This window comes from Rhizobium atlanticum (assembly GCF_030182485.1).
Classification (GTDB): Bacteria; Pseudomonadota; Alphaproteobacteria; order Rhizobiales; family Rhizobiaceae; genus Rhizobium.
The window spans coordinates 1-13,851 of record NZ_JAQJCJ010000006.1 but is presented as its reverse complement, the minus strand read 5'-3'; the positions used below and the strand labels follow the sequence as shown (position 1 = coordinate 13,851).

Below are 13,851 nucleotides of genomic sequence, written 5' to 3'. Positions count from 1 at the left end.
CTCACCGATCCAGAATTGCTTTCAATACACGACGCAGCTCGTTTTCCGGATCGGCGACTGCGGCATGCGAACGCCAGCCGACATGATGGTCCGGACGCACGAGCAGAACGCCGGCATCGCGGATTTCGCGGGCGCGCGCCCAGTCTCCCGTCAGGTCCTGCCATTCCTGCCGCGGGCCGATCTTATGGGTCGTGATCGGCAGGCCGAACTCCTTCGACAAAGCCCTCGCCGCCGCAATCCAGCCGTCGCCACCGATACCGGTCAACAGGGTGAAGACGCCATGACCGGTGAGATCGAGGCTCGATACTTTCCTGCCGCTGTCGTTGAACAGCCAGGCATGCGGCAGCCGCGCGCCCGGCCACGTCGTCGGTTGGAAATGCAGCTCGGCATCCTTCTCGTAGGCTGGCTCCGGCTGCCCGTCCTTGACGACGGCATTCGAAGCGTAGCGATGGTTCATCTCCACGCCATGCGCGTCGAACTCATAGACCTTATAGGCGATCGCCTCGCGGATTGCCGTGCGCTGGCGTTCGGCATCGGCGGTATCATCGCAGCGCGCATCCATGTTCTGCTGCATTTTCACCGGATCGACGGAATCGAGCAGACCCAGCGACTTGAAGATCGGGCCGAATTCCTCGATCGACTTGTTGGCGCGGGTAACGATCTGCTTGGCGACCGGCGCACGTTCGGCCTGGTAGCTCTCGAGCAGGGCCATGCCCGCCTGACCCTTGAGGACCAATGCGAGCTTCCAGGCGAGGTTGAAGCCATCCTGGATCGAGGTGTTGGAGCCGAGGCCGTTCGAAGGCGGATGGCGATGGACGGCATCCCCCATGCAGAACACCCGACCGTTCGACATACTCGTCGCGTACATGTTGTTCACAGTCCAGGTCGAAACGGATTTGATCTTCGGCTTGAGATCGGCAACGCCGACCAGTTCGCGCACGACCTTGGTGGCGAAAGCATCATCGACCTGAGGCGCGGGCTGATTGATGTCGTAGCCCCAGACGATCAGCCATTCGTTCCATGGCCGCACCATGCGCACAAGGCCCATACCGATGCCGCCGACATCGGCGCCAGGCTGCAGCACCCAGTAAAGCACCGACGGGCGATGGGCGACATAGCGTGAGAGATCGGCCTCGAACAGAATGTTCATCGAGCCGGCAACGCCCATCTTGCCTTCGAAGGTCAGGCCGGCATGCTCCGCCACCTTGGAGTTGCCGCCATCAGCGCCGATCAGGAATTTCGAGCGGATCACCAGCTCCCTGCCGGTCATGCGGTCGAGACAGGTGGTCGTGACCCCTTCGGCATCCTGAACATGGCTCACATACTCCGTCGACATGCGCGCCTGCGCGCCGCGCGAGCAAGCTGTCTTGAACAGCAGCGGCTCCATGTAAGTCTGCGGCAGGTCGTTCATGCGGGCGGGCGATGAAAGAAGGTGCTCGGCACGCGACAGCGGGTGGTTGCCCCAGCTCTGCATGCGGCCGATTTCCTCGCCGGCAACCGCCGTGCAGAAGACATTCTGCCCCATCAGATCCTGTTCGACCGCGAAGAGATAGGCCTCTTCCTCGACGTCGCGGCCGAGATCGCGCAGAACCTCCATCGTCCGCTGGTTGGTGATGTGCGCGCGCGGCGTGCTTGCCAGCCAGCGATAACGATTGATCACCATCGGCTCGAGGCCGTAGGTCGCAAGCAGCGCTGATGTCGCCGAACCGGCGGGTCCCGTACCGATGATCAGAACGTCGGTGGTGATGTCAGCCATTTGGCCCTCCCTTTTCATCATGTAGCGTTGATCCGCCTCTCAACAGGCGGCGGACCGGAAAGAGTTCCCAACCGGTACGGCTGGATATGAGACCCCACAGACCCCGCGGCGCGAACAGCATCGTGACGATAGCAAGCGCGCCGAGCGCAAGGAGATACCAGGAGCCGTAGCTCGAAAAGGCATTTTGCAGCAGGAAGAAGACGAGCACGCCGACCAGCGGCCCTTCGATGGTGCCGATGCCGCCTATGACGACAATGAACACGACATAGGCGGTCCAGTCGGTGAGCGAGAAGGCGGCATCCGGCGATATGCGCGCCTTCTGCAGGTAGATGAGCGCACCGACCATGCCGGTCACGCAAGCGGTTGCCAGATAGACAAGGATCTTCAGCCGCCGCGCATCGACGCCGAGCGCACGGGCCGCTGTCTCATTGTCGCGCACGGCGGCAAGGCCAAGGCCCTGCTTGCTGCGCAGCAGCCGATAGATGAAGCCGATCGTCAGCGCGACGAGAGCCAGCGCCAGCCAATAGGTGAGCGCATCGGCCGCGGCCGCGGAGCGCATGCCGAACCAGTTCTGCAGCACCGAAATACCGAGCATATCCTTGGTGGCTTCGCGCGGCAGCGAAGTTCCCGTTCCGCCGCCGAGCATCTTCCATTGGGCGAACAGCAACCGCCCGACTTCGGCGATGACCCAGGTGCCGATCGCAAAATAGGGGCCGTAAAGCCGGAAGGAAAAGAAGGCGGCCGGCGCTGCGATCAGCATTGCAAAGAGGCCGGCGAGCGGAATGGCAAGGATCGGGTCGACACCGGCAAGAATGACGAAGCCGAACAGCGCATAGGCGCCGGAGCCGACAAAGAGCTGCTGCCCGACCGAGATCAGTCCGGCATAGCCGGCAAGCAGGTTCCAACTCTGCGCCAGCGCCAGCATCGTCAGGATGAAGAAAAGATCCTGCACGACGCCGCGCGACACCATGAAGGGTGCAGCGGCGAGCGCGGCCGCCGCGACAAGCGAGAGGATGATGAAGATGCTCGAAAGCCGCGTCCGCGTTTCCACCCGCCAGCCCGGCGGTGCAGCAATTTCGCTCGGCATTGTTTCGAAACCCGGAGTCATGGCGCCCTCAATCCACGGCGCGAGGGAAAAGACCGCGCGGCCGGAAGAGCAGCACGAGCAGGAAGGCGATATGCCCGGCAAGAATCTGCCATTCGGGATTGACCGCAGCGCCGACCGTCTGGGCAACTCCCAGGATGACCCCGCCTGCAAGCGTGCCCCAAAGCGAGCCGAGACCACCGATGATAACGGCTTCGAAGGCGTAGATCAGCCGCGCCGGCCCAGCCGTCGGATCGAAGTTCGCCCGCATACCGAGATAAAGGGCAGCAACCGTCACGATCATCATCGCAAGCCCGGTCGCGACGGCGAAGATCGTATTCGGCCGAATGCCCATCAGGCTCGCCGTCACCACATCGTCCGAGGTGGCTCGAAAGGCGCAGCCGAGCTCGGTGCGGTAGATGAGCTGGTTGAGACCGACGATGACGAGGACTGCCGAGGCAAAGGTGATGAGGGGCATCAGGCCGGCGCCCACACCCCCGAATTGCAGTGAAGCCGTTTCGAGGGCGCCCGCGGAGATCCGCCGGCTATCGGCCGTGAAGCCCTCCAACAGACCGTTCTGAATGACGATCGACAGGCCGAAGGTGACGAGCAAGGGTGGCAGGATGTCCTTGCCAAGGGTGCGGTTCAGCAGGTGATATTGCAGCAGCCAACCGACGGCGAACATCAAGGGTGCGGCGATCAGCGCAGCCAGGAACGGATTGAGCCCCAACAAAGAGACAAGTACCAGGATCAGGAACGCCGCCAGGACGATGAGATCGCCATGGGCGAGATTGACCAGGCGCATGATGCCGAAGACGAGGCTGAGACCTGCCGCGAACAGCGCATAGAGCCCCCCGAGCAGAACACCTTGCAGAAGCGTATCAAGCCAGTTCATGGGTGTCCGCTCCAAAATAGGCCGCATGGATATCGGCGCGATCGAGTTCTGCGGGACGGCCAGTCAGGGTGATGCGGCCCTCCATCATGCAGTAGATACGATCGGCCACCTTCAGCGCCTGGGCGATATCCTGCTCGACGATGACGGTGGCCGCACCCGCAGCACGGATATGGGAAAAGGCGGCATAAATGTCCTTGATGACCACGGGGGCGAGGCCGAGGCTCAGCTCGTCGCACAGAAGAACCTCCGGATTGGACATCAGCGCCCGGCCGATGGCGACCATCTGCTGTTGCCCGCCCGAGAGCGCCGTCGCCGGATTGCGGCGTCTCTCCTTCAGGACCGGAAATAGCGAATAGATGCTGTCGAGCGTCCAAGGTCCAGCGACGCGGCGGCCATAGCGGCCGATCTGCAGATTTTCCTCGACCGACAGCGACGGGAACAACTTCCGCCCCTCCGGCACGAGCGCGATGCCGCGCCGCACGACATCGGATGCAAGCATTGCCCCAATCGGCTCGCCATGGTGCAGGACCATATCGGGCTTGTTGGCAATGACACCGGCGATCGAGCGCATCAATGTCGATTTCCCCGCGCCATTGGCGCCGATAATGGCGATGGTCTCGCCCGCCTCAAGCCTGATATCAACCCCGAGCACGGCCTGGAAATCGCCGTAGGAGGCCGTTAGGCCGCGAGTTTCGATGAGGCTCATCGTCAGACCTCCATCCCGAGATAGATTTCGCGCACCTCGCTCGAACCCATGATCGCATCGGGCTTGCCGATGCCGATCACCCGGCCGAAATTGAGCACGAGGATGCGCTCGGCCACAGCTGTAAGAGCATGCAGCACATGCTCGATCCAGATGATGGCGATGCCGCGCTGGTGAACCCGCTTGATCGTCGCGACGAGCTGGCGGCATTCGCCTTCCGTCAATCCGCCGGCGATCTCGTCGAGAAGCAACAGCTTCGGCTGGGTGGCGAGCGCACGCGCCAATTCCAGCCGCTTGCGTTCAAGCAGGGTCAACGATCCGGCAGGCACATTGGCTTTGGCGATCAAGCCGGTCTCGACAAGGATGTCCGCGCACGAAGCCGAGACATCGCTTTCCCTCGCCTTGGCACCGAAAGCACCGGCAACCAGCAGGTTTTCATAGGCCGTCAGACGCGCGAAAGGCTGCGGGATCTGGAAGGTGCGGCCCATGCCGGCAAGGCAACGTTGCATCGGCGGCACATGGGTGACATCGCGGCCGTCGAACTGGATCGATCCTCCGGCAACGGAGAGATTGCCGTTGATAAGGTTGAACAGCGTCGATTTGCCGGCGCCGTTCGGCCCGATGACGCCGAGCGCCTCGCCAGGCTCGACAGAGAAGCCGATATCCTCGGCGACGACGAGCGCGCCGAACGACTTCGAGACTCCCTTCAATTCCAGTAGGGGCATTGTCGTTCTCCGTTGGCGGCCGCCCGACCGAGTGCCGGGCAACCCTCCTTTCACGCAAGGGCTTCGAGCTTGCCGCCAAGCGGTACGTTCGGCGCCAGCCCGTTTTCGACGACGACGAGATCGTAGCCGCCGCCGGATTTCAGCCGCCATTGGCCGCCGACCAGCGGCGTCTTGGCGACATTCTTTTGCGCGAACGGCGGCAGTTTCTCGTTGCCCCAGGCAACCGGCCCGACGAGCGTGTCGAGCTTGGTCTCGCCGATCGCCTTGGCGACGGCATCGCCATCGCTCGCATCCTCGCTCCGCGTCATGACATCGACGGCGAGCTCGAACAGTGCATGGGCAAAGCCGATCGGCTGGGTCCATGGTCGGCCGGTTGTCTTGGTGAAGGCAGCCGCCACGGCGGCTGCGGTCTCGCCCGTCAGCGACGATTTGAACGGATGCGTCGGGGTCCACCAAACCTCGGTCGAGAGATTGTGCCCGGCATTTCCCAACGCTTCGACGGTCTGCGGGAAGAGAAGCGCCTTGCCGATCGAGGCGACCTTGGGCTTCAGGCCTTGCTGCTTGGCCTGGTTCCAGAAAGTGGTGAGGTCGGGTGGGATCATCACCCCGGTCAGGATATCGGTGCCTGCCTGCTTGAAGGCATTGATCTGCGCCGAGAAATCATCCGTGAGGTTCTGGTAGCGGCCGGTATCCGTCAGTCCGTAGCCGAGCTTTTCCAGAACCGGCGGGAAGCCGACGACCTTGTCGCCCCAGGCATTCCCGTCACCATCATTCGGGAACAGGCCACCGACCTTTTTATTCGTCTCGATTTGGCTCCACATGCCTGTAAAGACGGCGATGATATCCTCAAGGCCCCAGAAGAAATGATAGGCGTAATTGAAGGGCTTCCAGGAGGCCGGATCGCCGGGATTGCCCTGCTGGCCGATGAACCAGGGCTGCCACGGCGCGACCGTGGAAATGCACGGCATCTCCTCGCCCTCGCAGGTCGTGGAAACCGGATTGGTCGTCTCCGGCGTCGAGGATACGAGCATCAGGTTGATCTGGCTGTCGACGATCAGCTCCTTTGCGACCTCGGCAGCGCGGTTCGGGTTCGACTGGCTGTCCTTGACCACGACCTCGTAGTTCAGGCCCTTTGCCTTCGTCGTCGCCAGAAAGGCATCGATGACGAACTTGTCGGCCTCGCCGAAAGCGGCGAGCGGCCCCGTCTGCGGGCTGACATAGCCAAGCTTGATTGCCGCATTCTTGGCAATCGCCGGCATGGGCAGGCCCGACGTTGCAATCAATGCGCCGCCGGCCGCCGTCGTCTTCAGAAAATCGCGTCTCGTGAACATGTTTCCTCCTCCCATTGTCTCTCCTCCCAAAGAGCGCGCCCGCAGGCGCCTGTGTCTCAGTCCGTCGGCCGCCGGCCCTCCCAAGCGTCCTGCAGAAGCTGGCGGATCGCGTTCCGTTCGATCGGTCGCGGATTCCAGTAGGGATTCTCGACAGCGATCGCAGCCGCGCGATCGAGATCATTTTCTGTCAGACCGAATTCCTTGAGCGATAAGGGCGATCCGATCGCCCTGGCTAAATCCCAGAGCCCGCCACCGATGGCGCCGCCGAAAATATCGGCCGCGCCTGCCAGCTCCGATGCCGCGGCTGCGGCATTGAAGGCGGCCGTATGCGGCAGCATCACCGCATGGGTTTCGGCATGCGGCGTATCGAAGGAACCGCCGAGCGTATGACAAATCTTGTGATGCAACGCCATGCCGACCGTGCCGAGCACCGAGCCGCAGAGCCAGGCGCCGTAAAGGGCATCGCTGCGCGCCTCAGCGTTCTTGGGATCGTTGACGATAACCGTCAGGCTTCGGGCAAAGGCGCGCAGGCCTTCCAGCGCCATCAGGCTGGAAATCGGATTGCGGTCTTGCGCGTAAAGCCCTTCGATGGCATGGGCCATGGCGTTCAGGCCACTCGTCACGCTCATGGCGACCGGCAGGCCGAGCGTCAGCTCGGGATCGTAAATCACGATCTCCGGCAATATGCTGGCATCGCGCACCGTCGTCTTGCGGCCGGCTTCGGTCTGCCCGAGGATCGGCGTCACCTCCGAGCCGGCATAGGTCGTGGGAATGACGATCTGGAGAAGATTGGTGCGATAGGCAATCGCCTTGCCGAGCCCCGTTGTCGATCCGCCGCCGAGGGAGACGACGCAGTCCGCCGCGGTTTCCGCCACCACCCGCATCGCCGCCTCCGTCACCTCGACGGGCGTGTGCATGGTCGCGCCCGAGAAGACGCCGCAGGCAAGCGGCCCGATCTCTTCGGCCAGCGCGTCTGCATCAGCCTTCTGATGCGGCGTCGAGAGGATCAAGGCCCGCTTGCGGCCGGCTTTGGCGACCCATTGCGCGACCCGATTGCGGCTGCCGGCACCGAAGACGATTTGGGCGGGACTGCCCGCATAGGAAAAATCCCGGGTCATGCCGCCCTCCCCGGCTTTGCTCGCACCATCACGAAGGTGAGGCTCAACGCCTTGGCGGGCTGTCCATCGATCTCGGACGGCTCGAAGCAGACAATGAGCTCGGGCCGCACGCCGAAGAGGGCGTCTTCGCCAAGGTGTGGATCGCTCGCATCGTAAATCTGGGTGGTGATCGTCTCGAAGCCCTTGGCACGAACGACGAAATGCAGGTTCGCCGGGCGACGCAGCGGATAGCCCGCCTCGGCGAGCAGCCGCCCGACCGGGCCATCGTCCGGCACGCCATAACCCGACGGCATGACGGAGCGATAATGGAACCGTCCGTCGATATCGGTATGGAAGAGGCCGCGCAGATTATGTTCCGGCTGCAAATCCGGCTGCTGGTTCTCGTAAAAGCCCTCGGCATTCGCCTGCCAGGTTACGACCTCTGCACCTGCGATCGGCAGGCCATCGAGATCCTGCACCCGCACGGCCACCGCCAGCGGCTCGCCGATGCCGTCAAGCGAGATCGAAGAGCCCGATACGCTTGCTGGCGCATCATTGCGGAAAAACGGTCCGCGAATGGTATTCGGCGTCGCCGCTTTCGGTCGCCGCGAATTGATTTCCTCGACCAGGGCCGACGCGCCGATGAGATCGGACAGAAGCACCCATTCCTGTCGCCGCTCGTCCGAGGCATGGCCGACATCGGTCAGGAAGGCAATGACCTTGCGCCACTCGTCCTGGGTCGGGCGAAACTGCTTGATGAGATCATGAACATGGATGACGGCGGCAGCGATCAGCCGTGACAGATTGCCGTCACTGCCGGCGGAGAAGCGTTCCGAGAAAACCTCGGCCGACGTCGCCTCGCTGAATGTGAGCGCCTTTGCACGCTCCGCCATGCCCATCCTCCACGATCTCACGTGTATCCGAGATTGATACTAGCAGTCGGAATTGCATGGATTGATGATTTTGTTGCAAAACAATATAACGGATCGTTATGAAGTTCGATGAACGTCACCTGATCCAGCTTGCCGCCGTTGTCAAAACAGGCGGCGTAACCGAAGGTGCGGCCTTACTAGGCCTCGCTCAGCCTGCCGTGTCGCGCACCTTGTCCATGTTGGAGAAGCGCGTGGCCGAGCCGCTCTTCGTCAAGGGTCGCCGGCCATTGCAGCCGACGCCGTTTGGCCTTTCGCTCGCCGAGCACGGCCTCGTCATGCTCGCAGCCTCGCGCAAGGCCTCCGATCTCGTCGAAAGCTTCCGCGTCGGCAAGAGCGGCGTCGTACGGATCGGCGGCACGCCCTTCTTCATGGATGCGCTGATTGCCGGGCTGTGCGCGGAGTTTCAGACAAGCCGTCCGGACGTGCGGATCGATCAAAGCTACGGTTATTTCCCGGATCTGCGCGCAGCGCTGAAGGCAGATCAGATCGACCTCGCCATATGCCCGATCGACATACTCGACGAGGGTTCCGGGCTCGAATTCCAGCAGATCCTCCCGGGCCGCAATGTCGTGGCCTGTCGGGTAACCCATCCGCTGCTTCTGAAACGGCGGCCGCAGCCGAGCCATCTGCTCGACTATCCGTGGATTGCGCCGCCACCGGGAAGCCCGCTGCTGGCGGACCTGCGCGCACTGCTGCTCTCCTTCGGCGCCACCGAGATCAAGATCCGCTACAGCGGCGGCTCGCTGATGAGTGTAATCAACTACCTGAAATCGGCCGATGCGCTGACCATCATGCCGCACAGCGTCGTCTTCGCGCAGCGCAAGGAAAAGACGATCACCGCACTGCCAATCACGATCCCTCACCCAGAGCGCGCACTTGCGATCCTCAAGCGCGTCGATGCTCCACGAGCTCCCGCCGTCGATCAATTTGCCGAATTCGTCCGCCTGGGTTTCCAGGATCTTCGGCACTTGATCAAACGTCATGAGGAGTCGGTGATTTGGGGAGTTTGAGAGCCCCGTTAAAATCAGTCGGGTCTGCCACAAGCCTGCAGCAGTGATCTAAGATTTGCTTTTGCAGTTGACGGACGAACCGAGACCGCGTTCTTGGCTAGAAGCCCACTATCTCAAATGTTCCAGCAGCAGGCTCGGCTGCGGCCGAGAAGGAATGACCGATTTGGGGCCGACAGTGGACTGGCAGCTTTCGGCGTCGCAACCGAGATTGCTGACGTACAATCTGAAGGAATTGAGGTCCTGATCTGACCCGAAGGCGGAGATCTTAAAACTCGCAAGCTTGGACCGAGCCAGGTTGCGAGTTGTGTCTCGTGGATTCAGAACTGAGGAGGTCGGCTCGGATTACAGCCTGATGCCGCCTATGGTGAAACCACCATCAACGGTGATCTCCTGACCTGTGACGAAAGCCGCATCATCCGAAAGCAGCCAGGCTACTGCGCCTGCTACATCTTCTGACCTGCCATTCCGACGAAGAGGCGTGTGGTTGGCTAGAGCCATGGCAAAAGCTGGGTCAATGACGTCGTCCGCCATTGGCGTCAAAATAATGCCCGGATTGATGGCATTCACACGGACGTTTCGTGGACCTTGTTCGACCGCCAAAGTGTGCATCATTGCAAGTAGCGCGCCTTTAGTGCTGGCGTAGGCTCCGGCACCAGGCATCACGCCGGCCGCGGTCCAAGAGGCGTTTATCAGAATGCTGCCATTGGCCAGGAGGGACAGGCAGTGCTTGATCGTGAAAAATGTGCCGCGAAGGTTGGTCGCGATTAAGGTGTCCAACTCATCGACGTCGGTCTTATCCAACGGCTTGAATTCGCCCAACACGCCAGCATTGGCAAAAAGGCCATCCAGTTTCCCGAAGTGAGACACAGTCGCCTGCACGGCCGCCTCAACCGAACTGTTATCTGCAATGTCACAGGAAATTGCGATCGCGGCGCCGCCAGCCTTTTCGATTTCCGAGCGAAGTTCATTGATCGGTTCGGGACGCCGCCCGATCAGAGCAACCTGACCGCCTTCCGCAACAAGACGAAGAGCTGCTGTCCGGCCCATGCCAGTTCCGGCGCCCGTAATGAGGATTGTTTTACCCGTAAATCTGCTCTGCATTATCTCGCTCTCCTTGATCGCGTTGTCAGAGCATGTGTATTCCATCGGCGGAGGATGATAATTGGTGCGAGATTTTATTCATATGAAAGGAAAACTATTGAATGGACTTATTTCGCTCGATGCAAGTTTTTTTGAGAACTGTGGAGGAAGGCTCGATGACCGCAGCGTCTGCCAAGCTTGCTATGTCACCTGCGATGGTCGGACAACATGTGGCGGCATTGGAGGAGCGACTTGGAACGCGTCTTCTGAATAGAACTACGCGCCGGCAGAGCTTGACGGACTTCGGGTCGAGCTACGTGGAACAGTGCAGGGATATTCTGGAGCGTGTGGCCGTCGCTGACGAGCATGCCGAGGCATCTCTAGCAAAGCCGCGGGGGCGGCTGAAGATCACGGCGCCGACCACCTTTGGCGCGGAAGTTCTGATACCGGCGTTACCGCGCTATCGTGAAATAGCTCCAGATGTAACGCTCGATATCGATCTGTCTGATCGCAACGTCGATATCGTGGACGAGGGTTTCGATATCGCGTTTCGCATCGGAAAATTACCCGATAGCCGTCTGATAGCACGCCCACTTGCCCCCTACCGGATGGTGATCTGTGCTGCGCCAGAATACCTCGCACAACGAGGCTATCCAGACCATCCACGTGACCTTCGCGATCATGATGCCATCAGCTTTACCCCAGCGGCGAGGTCACCATGGAAATTGGTGAAAGGTGACGACGAGATCGAAGTCGAACCGCGAACGTCTGTGACGGTCAATAGCGGTCAAGCTGTTCGCATGGCAGCGCGCGCTGGGCTGGGCGTGATTATGCAACCCTCCATCTTGCTGCGTGCGGATATAGAGGCCGGCCTCCTCGTTCGGCTCTTCTCTGATTGGGATCTGCGCGAGCGATCAATGTCGCTGATCTACCATCGTGATCGCCGCATGACGCCGCGTCTACGAAGCATCGTTTCATTTGCAATTTCTGAATTCGGCTTGCCACGTAAGGAAGGTTAGACAAGTCCTTCATCAATGTCGACAAATGGGCGCATAGCGGCTCCCGACGAGGCACGGCCCCGCTGTAGAGCGAGGCCGCACATTTTCATATCTCTGTAGTATGCTCCGCCAGTTCCAACGCCCGCCTGCGGTCTGACTGCATCCCGAATGCAAGAGACAAAAGCGGCCAGTCCGGGGCGGTTTGCCGAAGTCCGCAATCCGCCCGAAGCGCATTTCGCTTCGGGTGAATTGTTCTGAGGATCATTGCGCCGGCAAGATGACGTAGCGCCTATTGGAATCGTCGTTCCAGGCCTCCCCAATCTTACTCAAGGGCACACTCGCAAAATCGGTATCAAAGCCTGCTGCGGGGGCTGCCTCCAGAAGCTCGCCTGCGCAGGCCAACAGGTCGGTCACGGCAACGCTCCCAATACCGCTGCCCATCAGCTCGAGCCCGGTACTGCGAAGCATATCTCCTCTGATAGGGATTTCCGAGCCCGCCATCGTACCCAACTGGACATAGCGCAGACGCGGTTCGCCGAGGCGGGACCCCCGGTCCTTGGTTGCCGCCTGAAGGATCCGAACGGCGGGTTCACCCCAGACAAAGTCGAGAACGACGTCGATGCCGTGGTCGAACTGCGCGCGCAGCAAATGATCCGCTCCGTCGTCCAGCGCGATCTGGACGTCCGCATCGAGCCTATCGAGCTTCTGATTGTTGCGGCCGACGGCGACAATCTTGGTTGCGCCGAAATGCCGGGCAGTCTGAATTGCCATGCTGCCCGACGAGCCAGTTGCGCCGACAATGAGGACAGTTTCACCTTTCTGCAGCTTGGCCCGGCGCGACAGCGCCACCCAGGACGCCAGCGCGCCTGTCGCCAAGGCCGCAGCTCGATCGCTTGGGAGGATGTCGGGAACCGGAACGGTCATAGCTCGGGCCGACAGTGATTTCTGTGCCAGCGAGCCGAAAGGTGCCTTCGGGAAAAGGAAGTAGACGCGCTTGCCGTCGGCATCCCGCCCTATACCATCCACGCCCGGAACGAACCCGGCCTTTGCGGTGCTAGTGTAGTGACGGCCGGAGGCGAGTAGCTTGACGATTGGGCTGATCGCGGCAGCCTCGACGGTGACGGCCGTCTCGCCATCGCCGGCTTCCGGTTCGGGGAATTCCTGGAATGACGGCGTGACACCAAAGGCGTTAACGACTGCAGCTTTCATGTGGTTGAGCTCCTTATTGTCTGCTCCCAGCTTGGTAGACCTTCGCACCTGAACGCTCTATGCCTTGAAGTCGCAAGTTTGTTCGCCATCGTCCAAATTGGGGGCTGACAATGGATGTCCTTTCCGAACTTCTCAGTCTTTTGAAGCCTCGGAGCTATATAACCGCCGGATTCGATGCGGGCGGTCAGTGGGCATTGACGCTCGATGATCTCGCAGGGAGGATAAAATGCTATGCGGTAATGAAAGGCGAATGCTGGCTCTCGATAGAGGGCATCGGCGGGGCGCTGAAAGTGTCTGCCGGGGATTGCTTTGTTCTTCCTAGCGGTCGACCAGTCCACATCGCGAGTGACCCTCAGGTCGAGCCGAGACGAGCGAGCGAAGTGCTTGATCCCAACCGCAGTGGAGAAGTCGTCACCTATAATGGCGGCGGAGACGTCCTCTTAGTCGGCAGCCGATTTGAGGTCGATGGGCGCCATGCGGCATTCATGCTGAAAACCCTGCCTCCGCTCATTCGCATCGATACGTCGTCAGATAAGGCCAGGCTGCGGCTCTACCTCGACCTCATGATGGCGGAGCTGAAGGAGATGAAGCCGGGGGCGATGTCCGTCGCCCAGAACCTGTCGCACATGATCCTGGCCCAAGCGTTACGACTTTACCTCGAAACGGTGTGTGAGGCGGAGGTCGGCTGGTTCGCCGCCCTTTCGGACGCCCGCCTAAGAAAGGCTATGGAGGCGATGCATTCCGAGCCGTCACGCGCCTGGACTCTGGAAGCGCTTGCCGACAAGGCCGGAATGTCGCGTTCGAGTTTCGCAAATCATTTCCGAAGACGCGTCGGAGAGACCCCTATGTCATATCTCACGCAGAGACGCATGATGTCGGCGGCAGAGAGACTCTCTCAAGGAAGGGAGTCCATCGCACAGATTTCGGCTTCGCTCGGATATGCGTCGGAGCATTCCTTCAATACCGCTTTCAAGCGTGTTATGGGCCGGCCGCCCAGGCAGTTCGGCAGGGGTAAGGAACAACTTGGCACA

13 protein-coding genes are annotated in these 13,851 nt (G+C 61.1%); 3 read left to right on the top strand and 10 right to left on the bottom strand.

Going from position 1 to position 13,851, the window contains the following annotated elements; genetic code table 11:
* Position 1: 1 nt before the first annotated feature.
* The 8 genes from PH551_RS10425 to PH551_RS10390 are packed head-to-tail and all read right to left on the bottom strand — an operon-like array spanning position 2 to position 8,484.
* A complete protein-coding gene (locus tag PH551_RS10425) occupies positions 2-1,756 on the bottom strand; it encodes an FAD-dependent oxidoreductase (protein WP_285192931.1) in 1,755 nt (584 codons plus the stop codon).
* Positions 1,749-2,864, bottom strand: a complete 1,116-nt coding sequence (locus PH551_RS10420) for a branched-chain amino acid ABC transporter permease (protein WP_285192930.1) — start codon at positions 2,862-2,864, stop codon at positions 1,749-1,751. Before PH551_RS10420 ends, PH551_RS10425 begins: the two co-directional genes overlap by 8 nt.
* Positions 2,865-2,871: 7 nt before the next feature.
* On the bottom strand, positions 2,872-3,735 hold the full coding sequence (locus PH551_RS10415; protein WP_097597505.1) for a branched-chain amino acid ABC transporter permease: 864 nt from the start codon (positions 3,733-3,735) through the stop codon (positions 2,872-2,874).
* Complete coding sequence (locus PH551_RS10410) at positions 3,722-4,441, bottom strand: ABC transporter ATP-binding protein (RefSeq protein ID WP_285192929.1); 720 nt, start codon at positions 4,439-4,441, stop codon at positions 3,722-3,724. The genes PH551_RS10415 and PH551_RS10410 overlap by 14 nt, the downstream gene beginning before the upstream one ends.
* Positions 4,442-4,443: 2 nt before the next feature.
* A complete protein-coding gene (locus PH551_RS10405) occupies positions 4,444-5,163 on the bottom strand; it encodes an ABC transporter ATP-binding protein (RefSeq protein WP_285192928.1) in 720 nt (239 codons plus the stop codon).
* A gap of 50 nt (positions 5,164-5,213) precedes the next feature.
* On the bottom strand, positions 5,214-6,494 hold the full coding sequence (locus tag PH551_RS10400; RefSeq protein ID WP_285192927.1) for an ABC transporter substrate-binding protein: 1,281 nt from the start codon (positions 6,492-6,494) through the stop codon (positions 5,214-5,216).
* A 56-nt stretch (positions 6,495-6,550) separates the two neighbouring features.
* A complete protein-coding gene (locus PH551_RS10395) occupies positions 6,551-7,612 on the bottom strand; it encodes a maleylacetate reductase (protein ID WP_285192926.1) in 1,062 nt (353 codons plus the stop codon).
* Positions 7,609-8,484 carry a dioxygenase family protein gene (locus PH551_RS10390; RefSeq protein ID WP_285192925.1) on the bottom strand — a complete coding sequence of 292 codons (876 nt, stop codon included), beginning with the start codon at positions 8,482-8,484 and terminating at the stop codon, positions 7,609-7,611. The genes PH551_RS10395 and PH551_RS10390 overlap by 4 nt, the downstream gene beginning before the upstream one ends.
* A gap of 98 nt (positions 8,485-8,582) precedes the next feature.
* On the opposite strand from PH551_RS10390, the gene PH551_RS10385 reads away from it, so the two are divergent.
* The gene (locus PH551_RS10385; RefSeq protein ID WP_097597518.1) at positions 8,583-9,533 is read left to right on the top strand and encodes a LysR family transcriptional regulator; all 951 of its coding nucleotides are present in this window, start codon (positions 8,583-8,585) and stop codon (positions 9,531-9,533) included.
* Between the two features lie 342 nt (positions 9,534-9,875).
* Here the strand turns inward: PH551_RS10385 and PH551_RS10380 are convergent, their stop codons facing one another.
* Positions 9,876-10,634: an SDR family NAD(P)-dependent oxidoreductase gene (locus PH551_RS10380; RefSeq protein WP_285192924.1), complete on the bottom strand. Its 759-nt coding sequence runs from the start codon at positions 10,632-10,634 to the stop codon at positions 9,876-9,878.
* Positions 10,635-10,735: 101 nt separating this feature from the next.
* Between PH551_RS10380 and PH551_RS10375 the strand changes: the two genes are divergently transcribed.
* The gene (locus tag PH551_RS10375; RefSeq protein WP_285192923.1) at positions 10,736-11,632 is read left to right on the top strand and encodes a LysR family transcriptional regulator; all 897 of its coding nucleotides are present in this window, start codon (positions 10,736-10,738) and stop codon (positions 11,630-11,632) included.
* A 240-nt stretch (positions 11,633-11,872) separates the two neighbouring features.
* Here PH551_RS10375 and PH551_RS10370 read toward each other — a convergent pair whose 3' ends face one another.
* The gene (locus tag PH551_RS10370) at positions 11,873-12,820 is read right to left on the bottom strand and encodes a quinone oxidoreductase family protein (protein ID WP_285192922.1); all 948 of its coding nucleotides are present in this window, start codon (positions 12,818-12,820) and stop codon (positions 11,873-11,875) included.
* A gap of 110 nt (positions 12,821-12,930) precedes the next feature.
* On the opposite strand from PH551_RS10370, the gene PH551_RS10365 reads away from it, so the two are divergent.
* The coding region (locus PH551_RS10365; RefSeq protein WP_285192921.1) for an AraC family transcriptional regulator at positions 12,931-13,851 on the top strand (921 nt) is incomplete at its 3' end.